Here is a 21028-nt window from a genome sequence, read left to right on the forward strand (position 1 = left end):
ATATTGTTTTAATTCTTGATATTTTTATAAAGAAGCTCTAAAGTACTATTTTTTTCAATTTTTTTTATAATTAATTCCAGTAAGTTTTTGGTTTTAAAAATAGGTTTAGTTGAATTTTCTTGCTGTTGTAGTTGAGGAAATTCACTGTTTTTTTGAGTGATTTCTTCAAAAAGTTGCCAAGTATTGTTAAATGTATCTTCGGTAAGTTTTTCTATATTGGTTGAACCAGCCCAAGGGTCAATTGTTTTTGAAATTAAAGTTTCTTGCTCAATAAATTGGGAAATTTCATTGGTTGAAACGATGCTTTGTATGCCACCAAATAGAGCAGTTATAGCCTTGTTATAGTTGCTAAAATGATTGAGTGAATGGATTTTTAGAGCTAAAGATTGTTGTTGTTTTGGTTTAAATTGTTGTAGCATTTTAGCCCAAAGCATTCTTGTAGCTCTTATTTTTGAAATTTCAAGAAAATAATCTTTTTCAATAGTGTAGTTGTAAGATATCTTAGAAGCAATTGTGTCTATTTTGAAGCCTTTTGTAATGCAATAATTTAAATGTGTAAAAGTTGTAACTAAAAAATAAGCAATGTCATTTTCTTTAGTTTTTCCCTTGCTAATTTGATGTGTGTCAATTGAAATAGTATTAAAATTGGGTAAATTCTTGGTTGTATAATTTAGGATGGCTTCAATTGTGTTTTGATTAAATTTAGCATCTACTATTAAGTTTTCAGGGGTTAAGTTTACGGATAAATATAGAGATTCCTGTTTGATGCTTAGTTGTTTTGTTGCGGCTATAAATAGGCTTAAAACGGATAAAATGGAGTTATTTGTGTTTAATGTAATTGATAATTCTTTTAAAGCAATTCCTTTAAGCAATATTTTCATAGCTTCAATTGAAGGTGTGAAAATACCGGAATTTATACCTGTAGAGTTGTCAGTATTGATTGTTAATATAAAATATTTGTAACCTCTTAAAATATGTTCTTTAATAAATAGATTGCTTTTTTCGGGTGAAGGGAAATCAACTAATACCTGTGTTTTTAGAGGTTTTTCTAAATACATTGTGGTGTTTATACCTCTTAAAAAAGGAGCAGTGCCGGCAATATAATTCTCATGCCCAAAAAAAGTATTCTTTTTATTTTGTGCCGTAATTTCTATGTCTGAAAAATCTTTACGCTTCATGTCTTCTAATTTTTTGTTCCACTTTTTCAGATAATCTTTTTTGAAGTATTGGTTCGATTAATGTTTTCTGCGATTTTTTTTCTGTGTTTTGTTTTAAAATAGGTTTTAATTTTTTCTCCGTTTTATCTAACAATAGTTTAGAGTTGAAATCTAGTTGTTCTTTTTGAGCGTTTTCTGCAATTTTTCGTTGTATAGTTCCTGCTTTTAGTTGATTTAAAAAGCCACCACTTTTTTCAATTTCTTTAAAAATAATTAAAGCTTTTTCGGCTAATTGTTTTGTTAAATATTCAATGTAATAAGTGTCTTTAGCGGCGTCTTTTTCGTTTTTAAACTGCTGTAAACCATCTAAAAGTTGGTGTTGAGTTTTATTAATTTTATTAGAATTTTCAAAATTTGAAATAAAAGTATCAATAGCAATAGTGTTCGCACCTCCTAAAATAGCACTTACAGTTTCTGATGTTAAGCGAAATGTATTTATTGAAGTGTTGTATAAAGTTTTGTTTCTTAAACTTGGTGTTGTGTAAATTTCGGCAATGGCAGAAGTATTGTATTTACTCAGTATTAAATTATAGAGATATCGAAAAGCTCTAATTTTAGCTATTTCAAAAAAATAATTACTTCCTGTAGCAAATTTAAATTGAATTTTGTTTCCAATTTCCCCTCCAAATATTGTTAAATATTCATTTGCGTGAGCAAGGGCATAGGCAATTTGTTGTATTGAGTTTGCTCCTGCATTTTGATATGTGCTTGCGTCAACGCTTAAAATAAATGTTTCAGGGTGTTTTTTTAGCAGATTTTCAAGTAATGTAAAATTGTTGTTTGAGGTTTTAAACCAATTTCCGGTTTTGGTTAAATTTCCAATAGGATCAATGTTTAAATAAAAAGATTCAGCTTGTAAAGCTTTACAAAGTTTATTTATGAAATTTTCTGATAAAAAATTTAAATCGAAATGAAATTCAATATTATTATTTAATAAATTATTAAATAACAATGAGGTGTTAAATGGTTTTGATGCTTTAAATAAAAGTGCTGTTATACCTTTATTTATAGCTGATTGCGCTTCGGAATTAGCGGTGGTTTCTGATGTTATGGTGATGGTTTTACAGATTTTAAAACCTGCTTTTGATGTTGGAACAACTACTTTTTCAAAATTATCGGCATGGTAAAAAGGTTTTATGGTAATACCTTCAGTTGTATTTGTTAAAAGTGTTTTGTTGTAATCTGCTCCGTCTAATTCAAATTGAATTTTTTGTTTCCAAGCGGCCGCAGAACTTGTTTGAAATTCATTTATTAAAAAATTAGACATAGTTTTAAGTATTGAATAAGGATAAAATAAAAATACGTTATTATTTTGCTATGGTGTCATATTGTATAATATAAATTTCTTCGTTTTCTTTTTTCATTTTATACTCTTCTCTAGCAAATTTTTCTAATTCTTCAGTATCGTCAAGATTTTTAATTAATGCATTATCTTTTTCAATTTCAGATTTATAGTATTTTTTTTCATTATTAAGTTTTTCAATTTCTTTATTAAATTCTCTATGATTTAATAAAGAATTTTCATCAAAAAAAACCATCCAAATTATAAATGTTGTTAAAATTAACAAGTATTTATTGGAGATTATTTTTATGATTGGTTTGTTAAGAAACTGCTTTAACTTCATTATAATTTATTGCTTATAACAGTTCTAACGATATCAATTGCTACGGTATTGTACCTGTCGTTTGGAATTATAATATCCGCATAGTTTTTAGTTGGCTCAATAAACTGTTGATGCATTGGTTTTAGTGTATTTTGGTATCTGGTTAATACTTCATTTACATCTCTACCTCGTTCTTCAATATCTCGTCTAACCCTTCTAATTAAGCGCTCGTCGGTATCAGCATGCACAAATATTTTAATGTCAAAAATGTCACGTAATTCTTTATTGTTAAAAATTAAGATGCCTTCAACAATAATTACTTTTCTGGGGTGGGTAATTAAAGCGTCTATGGTACGGTCGTGAGTAACAAAAGAATAAACAGGTTGTTCAATAACTTCACCTTTTCTAAGTGCATTTAAGTGGCTTACCAATAAATCGAAATCGATAGCTTTAGGGTGGTCAAAATTAATTTTTTTACGTTCTTCATAACTTAAATTATGAGTCGCATGGTAATATGAATCTTGTGAAATAACACAAACTTCATCTGCAGGTAATTCATTTAAAATTTGATTTACAACAGTTGTTTTACCACTTCCTGTTCCGCCGGCAATTCCTATAATTAACATCTATTTTTTATAAATTTTTTTACAAATTTAGGGAATATTAAATAAGAATTAATAATTGACTATTGAAAAAACATAAAGAATTAAGCGAAAGTTAATTTATATAGTTCTAGAACAGAGAGGTTTGTATGGTATTTTAGTTGCTGTAATTTTTTGAAAAATCTTCAAAAGTCATTGGTTTTAACTTTTTTGAAGCGTAATAATTTAAATATGTTTTATAATCTTTTAAGGCTGTTTGGTTTATTTTTTCAGGAGTAAAAGAATGTTGTGAGGTAGACGAGGTCATAGGTAAAACAGTTAGTGGTTTATTATTGTATTAAAAACAGTTTATATTACATATATTTTAATATAATTTAGAAAAGTACAAAAATTATTGAATATTATTAGTTAATAAACTTAAATTAATGAATTTTATGTTTTTTATTGAATTTAAAATTTAGTGTTTTAAACAATTTTATATCCAATTAAATTATTGTAAAATTTAAAGTAGTATGCTTATTATACTTTCATTAAAAGCAATTGCTATTCAATATTAATTGGTTATTTTTGTTGAAATCTAGGTTGTTAAATAATAAAGGTGTAAACCTTCTGTTTTAATATGCAAAACGGTTGAGAATAATAAAAAATAACAAATGAAAGGAATAATTTTAGCCGGAGGTTCAGGAACACGTTTATATCCTATTACTAAAGGGACTTCAAAGCAATTATTAGCTATTTACGATAAGCCAATGATTTATTATCCGCTTTCTATTTTAATGCTTTCGGGGATTACAGAGGTTTTAATAATTTCAACACCTCAAGATTTACCAAACTTTGAAAAATTATTAGGTGATGGTAAAGCTATTGGAATGCAATTTGAATATATTGAACAACCATCTCCAGATGGTTTAGCGCAAGCTTTTATTTTAGGTGAAAAATTTATAGGAGATGATGATGTTTGTTTAATTCTGGGTGATAATATTTTTTATGGTGCAGGCATGGAAAAACGTTTAAATGAAGCGGTTAAAACTGTAAAAGAAACTAACAAAGCGACTATTTTCGGGTATTACGTACAAGATCCGAATAGATATGGAGTAGCCGAGTTTGACACCGAGAAAAACGTATTAAGTATTGAAGAAAAACCTAAAAATCCTAAAAGTAATTATGCCGTTGTAGGCTTGTATTTTTATCCGAATAGTGTAGTTGAAATTGCTAAGAATATAAAACCAAGTGAACGTGGGGAGTTAGAAATTACAACGGTGAATCAAACCTATTTAGAGCAGCATAATTTAAAATTAGAATTATTAGGAAGAGGTTACGCTTGGTTAGATACAGGAACTCAAGATTCTCTTTTAGAGGCTTCTAATTTTATTCAAACTATAGAGAAAAGACAAGGTTTAAAAATTGCTTGTATTGAAGAAATTGCTTTTCAAATGGGGTATATAAATAAAGAACAATTATTGCTAATTGCCGAAGAATATAAAAATAATAATTACGGGCAATATTTACAAAAGTTGGTAAAAAGGTGATAAGTGTGAAAAATCATCATTTTAGAGGTTGGTAACCATAAATTTTAAATCCAATTTTAAAGATGAAAACCCTAAACTTAAACCTAAAATTGAACAAAATTTTTAATGAAATTTATAAGAACTAACATACCAGAAGTAATACTTTGTAAGCCAACTATTTTTAAAGATGATAGAGGTTATTTTTATGAAGTTTTCAAAAAAGAAATTTTTGAAGAATTTATTGGTTATAAAGTAGACTTTTGTCAAGATAATGAAGCAAAATCTTCAAAAGGTGTATTGCGTGGTTTGCATTATCAATTACCACCATTTGCTCAATCTAAATTAGTAAGAGTTGTTAAAGGGAAAGTAATAGATGTAGTTGTAGATATTCGAAAAAATTCTAAAACATTTGGAGAAAAAGTTATTGTAGAGTTAAGCGAAGAAAATAAACACCAACTTTTTGTTCCTAAAGGGTTTGCTCACGGATATTTGACCTTAAGTGATGATACTATTTTTAGCTATAAGGTTGATGCTTATTATAATAAAGAATCGGAACGAGGTATTTTATATAATGACGATGAGTTAGCTATAGATTGGGTTTTTTCTGAAGATAAATTAATTATTTCAGAAAAAGATAAAGTACAAGAGCCTTTTAATAAAGCCGATTTATTTGAACCAACTTTTAAGCTGTATGATTAATGTATTAGTAACGGGTTCAAAAGGTCAATTAGGTGTTGCTATGCAAAATATTGCTAGAAATTATTCTAATTATACCTGTTATTTTACGGGTAAAAAAGAATTAAACATTGTTAATTCGGAAGCTGTTGCAGCCTTTATTGCTACTAATAATATTAAAGTAATTGTAAATTGTGCAGCTTATACAGCAGTTGATAAAGCTGAAGATGAACAGGATTTAGCAACTGAAATTAATTATCTAGCAGTAGAAAATTTAGCACGTATTTCTAAACAATTTAAAATTAAATTAATACATATTTCAACCGATTATGTTTTTGATGGGACTTCAAAAAGGCCTTATTTAGAAACAGCAGATACAAACCCAACAAATAATTATGGTAAGTCTAAATTAAAGGGTGAAAAAGCTTTGTTAAAAATAAATCCAGAAAATTCGGTTATAGTAAGAACCTCTTGGTTGTATTCTTTACACGGAACAAATTTTGTAAACACTATGTTAAGGTTGTTTAAAAGCAATAAAACTGTAAAAGTAGTTTCAGATCAAATAGGGTCGCCAACAAATGCAACCGATTTAGCAAATCTTATATTTACAATACTTCCAAAAATTAAAAACAAAAAAGTTGAATTATATCATTATTCAAATATGGGAAGTTGTAGTTGGTTTCAATTTGCACAAGAAATAGCTAACTTAACTAACAGTAGTTGTATTGTAGAACCGATTCTATCAAAAGATTTTAATTCAAAAGTAAAGCGTCCAAAATATAGTTTATTAAATACTGATAAAATACAGCAAACATTTAATGTTGAAATACTATCTTGGCAAGATTCTTTAAAAAAATGTTTAAATAAAATAAAATAAATTATGAATTCTATTTTAGTTACAGGCGGAGCTGGATTTATTGGCTCAAATTTAGTTGAATATTTAGTTAATAAATATCCAGATTTTAAAATTGTAGTTGTAGATGCTTTAACGTATGCGGGAGATTTAGAGAATTTAAATACAGTAAAAAAATTAAAAAACTTTACTTTTGTACATGGCTCTATCTGTGATCGTGGTTTAATGGAACGCGTATTTGAACATTATATAGTACACGGTGTTATTCACTTGGCAGCAGAATCTCATGTAGATAATTCTATAAATGAACCAGATGTTTTTATAGAAACCAACGTTAAAGGTACTTTTACGTTAATAGATGTAGCTTATAAATACTGGATGGAAAAACCATTTGTATTTAAAAATGGATTCGAAAGTGCAAAATTTTTACACGTCTCTACAGATGAAGTATATGGAACTTTAGGTGAAACAGGCCTATTTACAGAAAAAACAGCTTATGCACCAAATTCACCTTACAGTGCTTCAAAAGCAAGTAGCGATATGATTGTAAGAAGTTACCATCACACATATGGTATGCATACAATTATTACAAATTGCTCTAATAATTATGGTCCACATCAACACGATGAAAAATTGATTCCAACAGTTATTAGAAAAGCTTTAGCTGGTGAAGAAATTCCTATTTATGGTGATGGAAAAAATATTAGAGATTGGTTGTATGTATTAGATCATTGTGCTGGTATTGATCTTGCCTACGATTATGGAAAAAGCGGAGAAGTATACAATATAGGAGGAAAGAACGAACGCAATAATAATTATATAGCAACTAAAATATGTGAGTTGTTAGATAAATTAGTGCCAAAAAAAATAAGTTATAAAGAACAAATTAAATATGTAAAAGATCGTGCTGGGCACGATTTTAGATATGCAATTGACGCTAGTAAAATTGAAAGTGAATTAGGTTGGAAAGCTGCTGAAAATTTTGAGTCTGGAATATTAAAAACTGTGGAGTGGTACATTAAAAAGTATAAATAGGCGTTTAGTTGTATAGAAGTATTTACAAAATAATAAAAAATACAATTGTGAGTATTCACAATAATAAATATTCAAGTTCAAAAAATTAAATGAAAGAACAAATTAAAATAGCAATTATAGGTTTAGGTTATGTAGGGTTGCCTTTAGCTCGGTTATTCGCTACTAAATATAATGTTATTGGTTTTGATATTGATAAAGAACGTGTTGCCGAATTAAACAAGGGGTTAGATAGTACTTTGGAGGTTTCAGAAGATGTTTTAAAAAACGTACTTGTAACCAATCCAGAAAGTGAAAAAGGATTGTTTTGTACTACTTCATTAGATGTAATAAAAGATTGTAATTATTTTATTGTTACAGTACCAACTCCTGTTGATAAAAAAAATAAACCAGATTTAACACCACTAATTAAATCAAGTGAAGCAGTTGGTAATGTTTTAAATAAAAAAGATATAGTTATCTATGAGTCAACAGTGTATCCGGGAGCAACTGAAGAGGTTTGTGTCCCTATTTTAGAAGAAATTTCGGGACTTAAATTTAATAAAGATTTTTATGTAGGTTATTCGCCAGAGCGTATTAATCCAGGAGATAAAGAACATACCGTTGAAAAAATATTAAAAGTTACATCAGGCTCTACGCCTAAAATTGGCGAAAAAGTTAATAATTTATATGCTTCTGTAATTACTGCAGGAACACATTTAGCACCAACAATTAAAGTTGCTGAGGCAGCAAAAGTGATAGAGAATTCGCAAAGAGATATTAATATTGCTTTTGTTAATGAACTGGCAAAAATATTTAATTTACTAAATATTGATACACAAGCAGTATTAGAAGCCGCAGGAACAAAGTGGAATTTTTTACCTTTTAAGCCAGGTTTAGTGGGTGGACATTGTATTGGTGTAGATCCATATTACTTGGCGCAAAAAGCACAAGAAGTTGGTTATCATCCAGAAATTATTTTAGCAGGTAGGAGAATGAATGATAGTATGGGCAATTATGTAGCATCTGAAGTGGTAAAGCTTTTAGTACAACAAGATATTAAAGTTAAAAATTCGAAAATTTTAGTATTAGGAATCACTTTTAAAGAAAATTGTCCCGATGTTAGAAATACAAAAGTTGTAGATGTAATACGCAATCTAAAAGAATTTGGAACAAATGTTACCATTTTTGATCCTTGGGCAAATAGTAACGAAGTAAAACAAGAGTATGGAATTGAGACTGTTAAGAATATACCTCAAAATATATTTGATGGAATTGTATTAGCAGTTTCTCATAAAGAATTTTTAGAAATAGATTTTAATAAATATTTAAATCCAAAAGGAATTATATACGATGTAAAAGGTGTTTTGAATTGTAAAGTACAAGGAAAGTTGTAATGGTAAAGGTTAAATTCAAATCAAAAGTTAAACGATAATAAATTAATAATGAATATAGTAGTAATAGGAACTGGATATGTAGGGTTAGTATCTGGTACTTGTTTTTCAGAAATGGGAAATAAAGTAACCTGTGTAGATATAGATACTAATAAAATTGAAAACTTAAAAAAATCAATTTTACCAATTTTTGAGCCTGGTTTAGAACCTATGGTGAAAAAAAATATAGAGCGAGAGACACTTCAGTTTACAACAAATTTAAAAGAGGCATTAATAGATGCTGAAATTGTTTTTATTGCAGTTGGTACACCAATGGGAGATGACGGTTCTGCAGATTTACAATATGTGCTAAAAGTAGCGGAAAATATTGGAGAATATATGCAACAAAGGTTGGTGATTGTAGATAAATCAACTGTGCCTGTGGGTACGGCAGATAAGGTAAAAGCAACCATTCAACAACAACTTAATAAAAGAGGTGTTGCTATTAAATTTGACATAGTTTCAAATCCTGAATTTTTAAAAGAAGGTGCTGCAATTAACGATTTTATGAAACCAGATAGAGTTGTAATTGGGTATGAAGGTGCTACGGCTTTAGAGAAGATGAAGCAATTATATACTCCATTTTGTATGTCTCATGAGCGTTTTATAGCAATGGATATTCGATCTGCTGAAATGACAAAATATGCAGCGAATGCTATGTTGGCTACAAAAATTTCGTTTATGAATGAAATTGCAAATATTTGTGAAAAAGTAGGTGCAGATGCCAATCAAGTACGTATTGGAATTGGTTCAGATAAAAGAATAGGCTATAGTTTTATTTATCCTGGTTGTGGTTATGGAGGCTCTTGTTTTCCTAAAGATGTAAAAGCTTTAAAAAAAATTGCTGAAGATCATAATTATACGCCCAAATTAATAACTTCTGTTGAAGAGGTTAATGATGCTCAAAAATTAATTATTTCTGAAAAAATAGTAAAGAAATATGGAGAAGATTTAACAGGTAAAATCTTTGCAGTTTGGGGATTGGCTTTTAAACCTGGTACCGATGATATGCGAGAAGCTCCAGCAATATATATTATAAAAGAATTAGTGAAACGAGGAGCTAAAGTTAAAGCGTACGATCCAAAAGCAATGGAAGAAGCGCAGGTATTCTACCTAAAAGGTGTTGAAAATATAGAGTATTTAAATTCTAAATATGAAACACTTCAAAATGCAGATGCCATGTTGCTATTAACTGAATGGAAAGAATTTCGTTCACCAGATTTTGAAGAAATAAAAAAACAATTAAATGCTCCAGTTATTTTTGATGGAAGAAATCAATATAACGTGTTTAATTTAGAAGAAAAAGGATTTGAATATTATCAAATAGGTAAACGTAATAATTAAACCTCATAACAAAATAAGAATGAGAAATTTTGCACTAATAGGAGCAAGTGGTTATATAGCTCCACGCCATATGAAAGCAATAAAAGAAACCAATAATAATTTGGTTGCTGCTTTAGATAAATTTGATAGTGTTGGTATTATAGATAGTTATTTTCCAAATGCAGATTTTTTTACAGAATTCGAGCGATTTGATCGTCATATTTCAAAATTAAAATACGAGCAAAAAACAAAAATAGACTACGTAAGTATTTGTACACCAAATTATTTGCATGATGCGCATATACGTTTTGCCTTAAGACAAGGTGCTGATGCTATTTGCGAAAAGCCTTTGGTTTTAAATCCTTGGAATATAGACGCTTTAGGAGAAATTGAGAAAGAAACTGGGAATAAAATTTATAATATTTTACAATTAAGAGTTCATCCTAGTATTATAGCTTTAAAAGAAAAAATTGAAAACGGACCACAAGATAAAATATACGATGTTGATTTAACATATTTAACATCTCGTGGACATTGGTATTATACTTCTTGGAAAGGAGATGTGTCAAAAGCAGGTGGAATTGCAACCAATATTGGAGTCCATTTTTTTGATATGTTATCTTGGATTTTTGGAGATTTAAAGCAAAATACTGTCCATGTAAATACACACGATAGATCTGCAGGGTATTTAGAGTTTGAAAAAGCTAGAGTTCGTTGGTTTTTATCTATAAATTACGATGTATTACCAGATGAAATTAAAGCAAAAGGGCAACGTACTTATAGGTCAATTACAATTGAAGGTGAAGAACTAGAATTTAGTGGTGGATTTACAGATTTACACACGGTTTCTTATCAAGAAATAATTAAAGGAAAAGGTTATGGTATAGATGCACCACGTCAAGCAATTGAAATTGTACATAATATTAGACATGCCGAACCAATTGGCGCAAAAGGAGAGTACCATCCATTTGTAAAAAAACCTTTGGCAAAGCATCCATTTGAGAAGTAATATAGTTTAAAAGTAAAAGTTGAAAAATTTCAGAATTGCAGAGAGGTTCAAAGTTTAAAGTTGTGAGGCAGTAATATAACAAAGTTACGTTTCTCAACACTAAATACCAGGTGTCGAATTCTTCAATTCAAAAATAATTCTATAAAATGCAAGTTGATTATATAATTGTTGGTTTAGGTTTGGCAGGTTTGGCTTTTTCGAAAGAGTTAGAAAGGCACAATAAAACGTACATAATTTATGAAGATAATTCTCAAAACTCGTCAATAGTTGCTGGAGGAATGTACAATCCAGTAATTTTAAAGCGATTTACACCTGTTTGGGATGCCATAAGTCAACTTAAAATTGCAATTCCTTTTTATGAGGATTTACAAAAAGAATTCAAGTCTAAATACCATCATTCAGTTGATATTTATCGAATATTTAAATCTATAGAAGAGCAAAATAATTGGTTTGTAGCAAGTGATAAACCATTGCTTTCAAATTATATGGAGCCTAAGGTTATTCACGAAAAACATGAGGGTGTTCATGCAGATTTTGGTTACGGAAAACTTAAAAATACTGGTAGAATTGATACAAAATTGTTGCTAGAAAATTATAGAAGTTCTTTAAAAGATAGAAAACTTCTTAAAAATGAAAGTTTTCAATACAATAATTTAAAAATTGAAGCGGATTCAGTTATGTATAATGGAATTAAAGCTTCAAAAATAGTATGCTGTGAGGGATTTGGATTAAAACAAAATCCTTATTTTAATTATTTACCTATGCAAGAAGCAAAAGGGGAATTGTTAATAATACATGCGCCTAACTTAACTATTAATTTTTTAATAAAAGCTGCAGTTTTTATACTTCCTTTAGGGAATAATTATTATAAAGTAGGGGCTACTTTTAATTGGAAAGATACTACTCAAAAACCAACTGAATCTGGTAAAGAAGAATTATTAACAAAATTAAAAACGTTTATTACTGTTCCATTTAAAGTAGTTGACCATGTTGCGGGTATTAGGCCAACAATAAAGGATAGAAGACCATTGGTTGGTGTACATCCAAAATATTCAAATTTGGCAATTTTAAACGGTTTAGGAACGCGTGGGGTAATGATAGCACCAAAAGCAGCCAAATTACTTTATAATCATTTAGAATGTGGAGAACCTATAGAAAAAGAATTTTCTATTGCTCGTTTTTCGTAAATTTTTTATCGAAATGTACAAAAATATTGATCCAAATAATTCGAGAAAAACGTAAAGAAAAAGGAGCCGTTAATATTAAAACAACAACAATAGGAATAAAACTCTCTAATAAACTAAGCTTAAAAACAAGTGTTGAAATAATAAATGTGATTATTGAAATACCTACAGTAAGTGCGTATGTAACATACATAGCTCCATAATAAAACGAAGGTTCCATCATATATTTTAAATTACATTTAGAACAGTTTTCTTTCATTTTAAATGCATTTTTAAACTTTAAGATGTTGTTTTCTTCCATAAAATCACCTTCATGGCATCTTGGACATTTATTAAATAATATACTGTAGAGTTTAGATCCTTTTTTAAACATTTTTAAATATATTTTCTTACTCTAAAATAAGAACTTTAATTGAGTGGCTAAAATTTTTATAGTAAGTTTGCAAGGTTTTATAGAAAAACAAAAATAGACATTAAATTACAATAACAATGCTTAACGTACATAATTTATCGGTTTCTTTTGCCGGTTCCGATTTGTTTTCGGGAATAACTTTTAAGTTAAATAAAGGAGATAGAATTGGGTTAATTGGAAAAAATGGAGCAGGAAAATCTACTTTATTAAAAGTTATTTCTCAAGATATAGAAAGTTCTGGAGGAACTATGGCTTTTGATAAAGATGTACGCATCGGTTTTTTACGTCAAGATATAGATTTTGAAGAAGGAAGAACTATTTTAGAAGAAGCGTATCAAGCCTTTGAAGAAATAAAACAAATTGAAGCTAAATTAGATCAAATTAATCTTGAATTAGCTGAAAGAACAGATTATGAAAGTGATTATTATCACGATTTAATGGTTGATATTAACGAATATACGCACCGTTATGAACTTTTAGGGGGTTATAATTATAAAGGCAATACCGAGAAAATTTTACAAGGTTTAGGTTTTCAAAGAGAAGATTTTGATAAGTTAACAAGTACTTTTTCGGGAGGTTGGAGAATGCGTATAGAATTGGCAAAATTATTATTACAGAATAATGATATTTTATTATTGGATGAGCCAACAAACCATTTAGATATTGAATCTATTATTTGGTTAGAAAATTTTTTAAAAAACTATGCAGGGGCAATTGTGCTAGTTTCGCACGATAAAATGTTTTTAGACAATGTAACAAATAGAACTATTGAAATTTCATTAGGTAAAATTTACGATTACAAAAAACCGTATTCTCAGTTTTTATTATTGCGAGGTGAAATAAAAGAAAAACAACTACAAGCACAAAAAAATCAAGAAAAAGAAATTAAGGCAACACAGTTATTAATTGATAAATTTAGAGCCAAAGCTAATAAAGCTACAATGGCACAATCTTTAATTAAAAAACTGGATAAAGTTGAACGTATTGAAGTTGATGATGATGATAATGCTGTAATGAATGTGCGTTTTCAAATTTCAAAAGAACCAGGTAAAATTGTTGTTGAAGCCGAAGATTTATCTAAAAGTTATGGAGATAAGCACGTGCTAGAAAACGTAAATTTACTAATTGAAAGAAATAGTAAAATTGCATTTGTAGGTCAAAACGGACAAGGAAAATCGACTTTAGCTAAAATTATGGTGGGCGAAATTGCACATGGTGGACACCTAAAATTGGGTCATAACGTTGAAATTGGGTATTTTGCTCAAAATCAATCGGAATATTTAGATCCAGAAAAAACGGTTTTAGAAATAATGGAAGATGCCGCAAATGATACTAATAGAATGCGTGTTAGAGATATGTTAGGTGCATTCTTATTTGGTGGTGAAGCCGTTGATAAAAAAGCAAAAATGCTTTCTGGGGGTGAAAGAAATAGATTGGCACTTTGTAAATTATTGCTTTCTCCATTTAATGTTTTAATAATGGATGAGCCTACAAACCATTTAGATATTGCTTCAAAAAATGTTTTAAAGCAAGCACTTCAAAATTTTGACGGTACATTAATTGTTGTTTCGCACGATAGAGATTTTCTACAAGGGCTAACAACAACCGTTTATGGATTTAAAGATAAAGTGATAAAAGAATATTTAGGAGATATTGATTTTTTCTTGGAACAACATCAAATAGAAAATTTAAGAGAAGCAGAAAAAAGAACGGTAGTTGATAAAAAACCTGTTAAGGTTAAAAAAGAGGCTCATCAACTATCTAGAGCAGAGGAAAAAGAATTAAAAAAGTTAAAGAATAAACTGGCCAAAATTGAGGTTGAAATAGATACTTTAGAAAAAGAAATTTTAGAATTGGATGCGGCACTTGAAAAAGATTATGAAAGTAAAGCCTCTGAACCAAATTTTTTCGAAAACTACAAAGCTAAAAAACAAAAAGTAGAAACTTTAATGGATGATTGGTCTCAACTAGAAGAAAAGATTGAAGCGTGTTCTTAGAAGCTAAAAAAAGTAATATACAACAAATTCATTTTTCTGAAATAGCCAATTCAGGGGTTTCATTATATATTAAGCGAGAAGATCAATTACATCCGTTTATATCTGGAAATAAATATCGAAAATTAAAATACAATCTTGTAGAAGCTTCAAGCCAACAAAAAAATACACTATTAACTTTTGGAGGTGCATATTCTAACCATATTGCTGCCGCTGCCGCTGCAGGGTTTCAATTTGGGTTTAAAACTATTGGAGTTATTAGAGGAGATGAATTGGCAAACGATTTAGAAAAAGTATTGCAACAAAATCCAACTTTAAGGTTTGCTTCAGAACATAATATGCAATTTCATTTTGTTTCTAGAAGTGCATATAGAGAGAAAAATTCAGAAGTATTTATAGATAATTTAAAGCAAGAATTTGGTGATTTTTACCTTGTTCCAGAAGGAGGGACGAATAAGTTTGCGGTAAAAGGATGCGAGGAAATTTTAAATGAAGAAGATGCTATTTACAATGTAATTTGTTCAGCTGTTGGTACAGGTGGTACAATTTCAGGAATTATAAATTCTACAAAAAAACATCAAAAAACTATTGGTTTTCCTGCTTTAAAAGGAGATTTTCTTAAACATGAAATTAAAAAATATGTACTAACTAATAAAAATTGGAGTTTAAATACAGACTATCATTTTGGAGGTTATGCTAAGGTTTCAGAAGATTTAATTTATTTTATTAATAAATTTAAAAAAGAAACTGGAATTCCTTTAGATCCGGTTTATACGGGTAAACTATTATTTGGAATTGTGGATTTAATAAAAAATGATTATTTTGAAGCTGGAACTAATATTTTAGCAATTCATACCGGAGGTTTACAGGGAATTGAAGGAATGAATGTATATTTGAAAAATAAAAATTTAAAAGAAATAGTTTAGAGATGAGGCTTAAATATTTTTTAATAGGAGTTTTAACAATCAGTTTATTAGTAAGTTGTAAATCTAAAAAAAAGCTTGCAGAAAAAAAGGTAACTACTACTCATAAAAAAATGGTAGTAAAATCTTCAAGAGATACCGATTCTAAAAAAGTAACTATACAATCGAATACCAATTCAACTATAAAAAATTCTACTTTAGAGTATATAGAGCAGTTTAAAGATGCTGCAATGAGAGATATGCGTAACTATAAAATTCCTGCAAGTATAAAATTAGCGCAAGGTATTTTAGAGTCTTCAAGCGGTAACAGTCAATTAACAAGAAAATCTAACAATCATTTCGGAATAAAATGTCATAAAGGTTGGGAAGGTGATAGAACGTATCATGATGATGATGAAAAAGGGGAATGTTTTAGAGTGTATAAAGATCCTGCAAACTCGTATAAAGACCATTCTTTATTTTTAACCAGTAGATCTAGATATTCAAAATTATTTAAACTAAAACCAGGCGATTATGTTAAGTGGGCAAAAGGTTTAAGTGAGGCTGGTTATGCGACTGATAGAAGGTATCCTGCAAAATTAATTGCTATAATAGAAAAATATGATTTGCATAAATATGATACTCAAGTTTTAGGAAAATCTTTTGAATATCCTAAAAATAATAATCTAAAAAATCATATTGTAGTTAAAGGAGATACGTTGTATTCACTTTCAAGAAAATATGGTTTAACGGTAGCGGAGCTAAAAAAAATGAATAGTTTAAATTCTAACACTATTAGCATTGGGCAAACCTTAATAGTTACAAAATAATTTTTTCAGCTGGAAAAGTAGCTAAAGAAGTTTAGAAAAATTGATATAAGTTAACTTTTATAGTTTATTAAGTATTTCTTTTATAAAAAAAAGTGTTGCAAAAAAATATTGCAACACTTTAAATATCAGCAAACTAAACAAACTGATTTTTATCTATTTCTAGACCCTTTTTTAGGCCCTTTATTATTTCTAGATTCTTTAGAATTTCCTTTGGCTCTATTTCCTTTGTCTCTATTACCTTTTCTCATAGTTTGTTTTTTTATGGTTTCCCATTTTTCAAACTGTTCTTCTGTAAGAATTTTTTTGAATTCAGCTTTAGTAGCTTGTTGTTTTTCCAATCTTAATTTTTCACGTTCAAAACGTTCGTCACTAGTTAATCCAGTACCGTCTTTTTTGTTTTTCATGTGCTCTGTTCTATAGCTTTCACGCTCTTCAGCAGATTTCAACATTAATTTTTCAACTGCTTTTTCTTGGCTAGCATTTAAATCTAAGCGTAAAGCTAATTTTTTAGATTGTAATGTTGCTTTTTGTTCAGGTGTGTAAGTAGCTCTTTTGTTTTGTCTTTGCCCTTGAGCAGTTATAGTTAAAGAAAAGAACATTATTATAACTGTTAATCCTACTAATTTTTTCATAATTTAAATATTTTTATGTGTTAATATACTTCTTTGACGTTATAAAATTAAAAAGGTTTAAACGCTTAACACTCGTTAACATTCGTTAACACTCTGGAGCTTAAACTACTTAAAAATAACAACTAAGTAATAACATAAAAAAAATCTAATTCGGAATAATTATAAATAGTGTATTTTTGCAAAATATGATGAACAAACTTTCAGATTGGTTGCCTACTACTAATAAAGAGGTGAAACTTAGAGGCTGGGAAGAATTAGATGTAATTCTTTTTAGTGGAGATGCTTATGTAGATCATCCAGCATTTGGACATGCCGTTGTTGGTAGAATTTTAGAAAGTTACGGATTGCGTGTGGCAATAGTTCCACAACCTAGTGTGCATGATAATCTACAAGACTTTACTAAACTTGGAACTCCAAAAATGTTTTTTGCTGTTACAGGTGGTTGTATGGATCCAATGGTGAGTAATTATACCGCTAGTAAAAGAAAAAGAGATAAAGATGCATATACTCCAAATGGAGATAAAGGATTTAGGCCAGATTATGCAACTACTGTTTACAGTAATATTTTAAAAGAAAAATTTCCCGATGTACCTGTTTTAATTGGTGGTATTGAAGCATCATTACGAAGAGTTACGCATTACGATTACTGGAGTGATACATTAAAACCTACGATTTTAGAAGAATCTAAAGCCGATTTATTGGTGTATGGAATGGGAGAACAGCCCTTACGTGAAATTGTAAATTTATTACAAAAAGGAGTTCCGTTTTCTAGTTTAACTACTATTAAACAAACAGCATTTTTATTAGATAAGAATGAAGAAATTCCAAAAAACAAAAATTGGAAAGATATTTTTATTCATTCACACGAAGTTTGTTTGAAGGATAAAAAAATGTTTGCATCTAATTTTAAAGTAATTGAGCAAGAGTCAAATAAACTATTTGCAAATAGAATTTTTCAAGATGTTGGTAATTCAAAGTTGATTATAAATCCACCATATGAGACAATGACGGAAGCTGAAATAGATACTTCTTTTGATTTGCCTTTTACACGATTACCACATCCAAAATATAATAAGCGAGGTGCTATACCTGCATTTGAAATGATTAAATTCTCTATAAACATACATAGAGGTTGCTTTGGAGGATGTAGTTTTTGTACAATTTCGGCACATCAAGGAAAATTTATAGCAAGTAGAAGTCAAGAGTCTATTTTAAAAGAAGTAGATCAAGTAGCAAATATGCCCGATTTTAAAGGTTATTTGTCTGATATAGGTGGGCCTTCGGCAAATATGTATAAGATGAAAGGAAAAGTTCAAGAAATTTGCGACAGATGTGTTGCACCTTCTTGTATTTCACCTGTAATTTGTCATAATTTAGACACTTCACACAAACCATTAACAGAGTTATATCAAGCAGTTGATAAACATCCAAAGGTTAAAAAATCTTTTATAGGAAGTGGTATTAGACACGATATGTTGGTTCCAGAATTTAATAAAAAAGCCGACCCAAAAGAGCTAGATGCTTATACTGAAGAGGTAATGACAAAACACGTGTCTGGAAGGCTAAAAGTAGCGCCAGAACATTCATCTGATCCTGTTTTAAAGTTAATGCGTAAGCCTTCTTTTAAATATTTTCATATGTTTAAAGAGCGTTTTGATAAAATTAATATTCGTAAAAAATTAAACCTACAATTAATTCCTTATTTTATATCTAACCATCCAGCTTGTGAAGTTGAAGATATGGCAAATTTAGCTGCTGAAACTAAAGATATGGGGTTTCAATTAGAACAAGTACAAGGGTTTACACCAACACCTATGACGGTTGCAACGGTAATTTATTATAGCGGTTTTCATCCATATACTTTAAAACCTACAAGAACACCTAAATCTAAGCACGAAAAAGAAGAGCAACATCGTTTTTTCTTCTGGTACAAGAGAGAAAACCAAGCTTGGATTAGAAAAACACTTTTAAAAGTAGGAAGACAAGATTTATTACAAAAATTGCTTCCAACAACTAATTCTTGGAAAAAAAATAAATCTGAAAAAGTTAAAGATACTTTTAATGATGCAGTGCCATTTAATTCAAGAAGAAAAAAGAAATTTAATAAAAGAAAAAAAAGGTAATAATTTAGGTTTTTATTGAATGCTTGCAATTATACTTTTTAATTATATTAATATTTAAATAGATTTAAAAATGAAAAAAATAGTTCTATTTTTTTTATTACTTTCTTCAACACTTATTGCTCAAAATAAAATAAAAGTTGATTTAAGTAATCCGAATGCTACAATTTATACACATTTATATTTTTTACAAGCAGGTAGTTATGAACCAGAGAAGGCGGCTCAAACAATTTATGGTTTTGAGGGTGATGAAGCTGAAGAAATAGCTATTAAGTTAAAAAAAATATTAGATGGAAAAGGATTAAAAGTAGACTTTTCTAAAGTTCCTAAAGATAATTCGTATACAGATTCAACAGGTTATAAAGTGGGGTATCGATATGTCTTATTTCCATACAGTATGCCTGAAGTTTATGTTGAAAAAATAGGTGATAGCTGGTATTATTCTCCTGAGGTTTCAAATAATATAGACACGCTTTATAATAATGTTTTTCCTTGGTATACTGAAAAATTGCAACAAATTATTCCAGAGATTGGGCGAGAAAAAGTTTTTAATATAGAGTTGTGGAAATATTTTGGTTTGTTAATTCTATTAGCAATCTGTGTTGGAATGTTTTATATTTTGAGAAAAATAATTTATTATATTTTACAAAAAGTTCAATATTGGATTGTTAAAAAGTCGAATGATAAAATTAAATTGGCTTTAAAAAAACTGACACGACCAATTGTTTTGTTAATTTTAATTTGGTTTGTAAAAGCAGAATTACCTTCTTTAGCACTTCCGTTAGATTTAAACACTTTTATATTTTTAGCTTTAAATATTATGGTTACAGTTTTTTGGATCTATGTATTCTTAAAACTTGTAAAAGTAGTTGTTGATATTTATGCTGATTATGCAGAGTCTACACATGGTAAATTAGATGATCAATTAGTACCGATTTTATATAATTTTTTAAAAGGACTGGTGCTGTTTCTTGGATTGCTAAAATTACTTACCCTTTTTGGAGTTGAGCCAGTTACAGTTATTGCAGGAGCTTCAATTGGTGGTATTGCAGTTGCTTTGGCTTCTCAAGATACGGTAAAGAACTTTATTGGTACAATAATGATCTTTGTAGATAAACCATTCCATATTGGAGATTGGATAGAAGCTGGTATAGTTGCGGGTACTGTAGAAGCTGTAGGTTTTAGGTCCACAACAGTAAGAGCTGCCGATACTTCAGTATATCAAATACCAAACAGTACTTTATCTGAAATGGTTGTTAATAATAAAGGATTAAGAGCATATAGAAGATATAATACGAATTTAGGTTTACGTTATGATACGCCTCCAGAATTAATAGATGCTTTTGTAAAAGGTGTTCGAAAAATTATAGAATTACATCCAAATACACGAGATGATTCTTTTAATGTAGAATTTTCAGGTTTTGGAGATTCTGCGTTATTAATTCTTTTAAATGTATATTTTGTTCAATTAGGTTGGGCTGAAGAACAAGCCTCTAAGCATAGTTTACATTTAGCTATTTTAAAATTAGCTTCGGAACTAGGTGTAGATTTTGCATTCCCTTCTACAACAGTTATGATTGAACAGTTCCCAGAAAAGAAAAACGTACCTTTAGATTATAATATTGAAGAAAGTAGGATTCAAAATATAATTGATGGAATAAAAAAATAGAAGATTTTGTAAGTTTTAGCAAAAGCAAAGAGGCTATCTATTTTTTAAGG

Annotated in this window: 20 protein-coding genes; 13 read left to right on the top strand and 7 right to left on the bottom strand. The window is 29.0% G+C overall.

Annotation, left to right across the window (positions count from 1 at the left end):
• Positions 1-8: 8 nt before the first annotated feature.
• The 5 genes from MHL31_RS14145 to MHL31_RS14165 all read right to left on the bottom strand — a co-directional run bounded on the left by MHL31_RS14145 (position 9) and on the right by MHL31_RS14165 (position 3730).
• Entirely contained in the window at positions 9-1178 is a 1170-nt protein-coding gene (locus MHL31_RS14145) for a methylmalonyl-CoA mutase family protein (RefSeq protein ID WP_240226600.1), read from the bottom strand.
• Positions 1168-2484, bottom strand: a complete 1317-nt coding sequence (locus MHL31_RS14150; protein ID WP_240226601.1) for a methylmalonyl-CoA mutase family protein — start codon at positions 2482-2484, stop codon at positions 1168-1170. The genes MHL31_RS14145 and MHL31_RS14150 overlap by 11 nt, the downstream gene beginning before the upstream one ends.
• A gap of 40 nt (positions 2485-2524) precedes the next feature.
• Positions 2525-2842, bottom strand: a complete 318-nt coding sequence (locus tag MHL31_RS14155; protein WP_240226602.1) for a septum formation initiator family protein — start codon at positions 2840-2842, stop codon at positions 2525-2527.
• A complete protein-coding gene (udk, locus tag MHL31_RS14160) occupies positions 2842-3447 on the bottom strand; it encodes a uridine kinase (protein ID WP_240226603.1) in 606 nt (201 codons plus the stop codon). Before udk ends, MHL31_RS14155 begins: the two co-directional genes overlap by 1 nt.
• Positions 3448-3580: 133 nt before the next feature.
• A complete protein-coding gene (locus MHL31_RS14165; protein WP_240226604.1) occupies positions 3581-3730 on the bottom strand; it encodes a hypothetical protein in 150 nt (49 codons plus the stop codon).
• A gap of 346 nt (positions 3731-4076) precedes the next feature.
• Here MHL31_RS14165 and rfbA point away from each other — a divergent pair, with 346 nt between their 5' ends.
• The 8 genes from rfbA (at position 4077) to MHL31_RS14205 (ending at position 12422) form a co-directional block, all read left to right on the top strand.
• Positions 4077-4952 carry a glucose-1-phosphate thymidylyltransferase RfbA gene (rfbA, locus tag MHL31_RS14170; RefSeq protein ID WP_240226605.1) on the top strand — a complete coding sequence of 292 codons (876 nt, stop codon included), beginning with the start codon at positions 4077-4079 and terminating at the stop codon, positions 4950-4952.
• A gap of 105 nt (positions 4953-5057) precedes the next feature.
• On the top strand, positions 5058-5630 hold the full coding sequence (gene rfbC, locus MHL31_RS14175; RefSeq protein WP_240226606.1) for a dTDP-4-dehydrorhamnose 3,5-epimerase: 573 nt from the start codon (positions 5058-5060) through the stop codon (positions 5628-5630).
• Entirely contained in the window at positions 5623-6483 is an 861-nt protein-coding gene (gene rfbD / locus MHL31_RS14180) for a dTDP-4-dehydrorhamnose reductase (RefSeq protein ID WP_240226607.1), read from the top strand. The genes rfbC and rfbD overlap by 8 nt, the downstream gene beginning before the upstream one ends.
• A 3-nt stretch (positions 6484-6486) precedes the next feature.
• On the top strand, positions 6487-7494 hold the full coding sequence (gene rfbB / locus MHL31_RS14185) for a dTDP-glucose 4,6-dehydratase (protein ID WP_240226608.1): 1008 nt from the start codon (positions 6487-6489) through the stop codon (positions 7492-7494).
• Positions 7495-7583: 89 nt separating this feature from the next.
• Entirely contained in the window at positions 7584-8867 is a 1284-nt protein-coding gene (locus MHL31_RS14190) for a nucleotide sugar dehydrogenase (RefSeq protein WP_240226609.1), read from the top strand.
• A gap of 48 nt (positions 8868-8915) precedes the next feature.
• Positions 8916-10247 (top strand): UDP-glucose/GDP-mannose dehydrogenase family protein, encoded by a 1332-nt coding sequence (locus MHL31_RS14195; RefSeq protein WP_240226610.1) that lies wholly within the window; start codon positions 8916-8918, stop codon positions 10245-10247.
• A gap of 19 nt (positions 10248-10266) precedes the next feature.
• Entirely contained in the window at positions 10267-11235 is a 969-nt protein-coding gene (locus tag MHL31_RS14200; RefSeq protein WP_240226611.1) for a Gfo/Idh/MocA family protein, read from the top strand.
• A gap of 146 nt (positions 11236-11381) precedes the next feature.
• Positions 11382-12422, top strand: a complete 1041-nt coding sequence (locus MHL31_RS14205) for an FAD-binding oxidoreductase (protein ID WP_240226612.1) — start codon at positions 11382-11384, stop codon at positions 12420-12422.
• Here MHL31_RS14205 and MHL31_RS14210 read toward each other — a convergent pair.
• On the bottom strand, positions 12403-12792 hold the full coding sequence (locus tag MHL31_RS14210) for a DUF983 domain-containing protein (protein ID WP_240226613.1): 390 nt from the start codon (positions 12790-12792) through the stop codon (positions 12403-12405). The two genes, MHL31_RS14205 and MHL31_RS14210, sit on opposite strands and share 20 nt — an antisense overlap.
• Positions 12793-12908: 116 nt before the next feature.
• Here MHL31_RS14210 and MHL31_RS14215 point away from each other — a divergent pair, with 116 nt between their 5' ends.
• From MHL31_RS14215 to MHL31_RS14225, 3 genes are read left to right on the top strand one after another with little or no spacing between them, the layout of a single operon-like run.
• Positions 12909-14828 (top strand): ABC-F family ATP-binding cassette domain-containing protein, encoded by a 1920-nt coding sequence (locus MHL31_RS14215; RefSeq protein ID WP_240226614.1) that lies wholly within the window; start codon positions 12909-12911, stop codon positions 14826-14828.
• Positions 14819-15751 carry a 1-aminocyclopropane-1-carboxylate deaminase/D-cysteine desulfhydrase gene (locus tag MHL31_RS14220; protein WP_371824125.1) on the top strand — a complete coding sequence of 311 codons (933 nt, stop codon included), beginning with the start codon at positions 14819-14821 and terminating at the stop codon, positions 15749-15751. The genes MHL31_RS14215 and MHL31_RS14220 overlap by 10 nt, the downstream gene beginning before the upstream one ends.
• 2 nt (positions 15752-15753) lie before the next feature.
• Entirely contained in the window at positions 15754-16557 is an 804-nt protein-coding gene (locus MHL31_RS14225) for a glucosaminidase domain-containing protein (RefSeq protein WP_240226615.1), read from the top strand.
• Positions 16558-16706: 149 nt separating this feature from the next.
• On the opposite strand, the gene MHL31_RS14230 is transcribed toward MHL31_RS14225, so the two are convergent.
• Positions 16707-17189, bottom strand: a complete 483-nt coding sequence (locus tag MHL31_RS14230) for a hypothetical protein (protein ID WP_240226616.1) — start codon at positions 17187-17189, stop codon at positions 16707-16709.
• Positions 17190-17374: 185 nt separating this feature from the next.
• Here MHL31_RS14230 and MHL31_RS14235 point away from each other — a divergent pair, with 185 nt between their 5' ends.
• Positions 17375-19312 (top strand): YgiQ family radical SAM protein, encoded by a 1938-nt coding sequence (locus tag MHL31_RS14235; protein ID WP_240226617.1) that lies wholly within the window; start codon positions 17375-17377, stop codon positions 19310-19312.
• Positions 19313-19382: 70 nt separating this feature from the next.
• A complete protein-coding gene (locus tag MHL31_RS14240) occupies positions 19383-20978 on the top strand; it encodes a mechanosensitive ion channel family protein (RefSeq protein WP_240226618.1) in 1596 nt (531 codons plus the stop codon).
• Positions 20979-21028: the final 50 nt, after the last annotated feature.

Origin of the sequence: Lutibacter sp. A80, from assembly GCF_022429645.1 — a bacterium.
Taxonomy (GTDB): Bacteria; Bacteroidota; Bacteroidia; order Flavobacteriales; family Flavobacteriaceae; genus Lutibacter.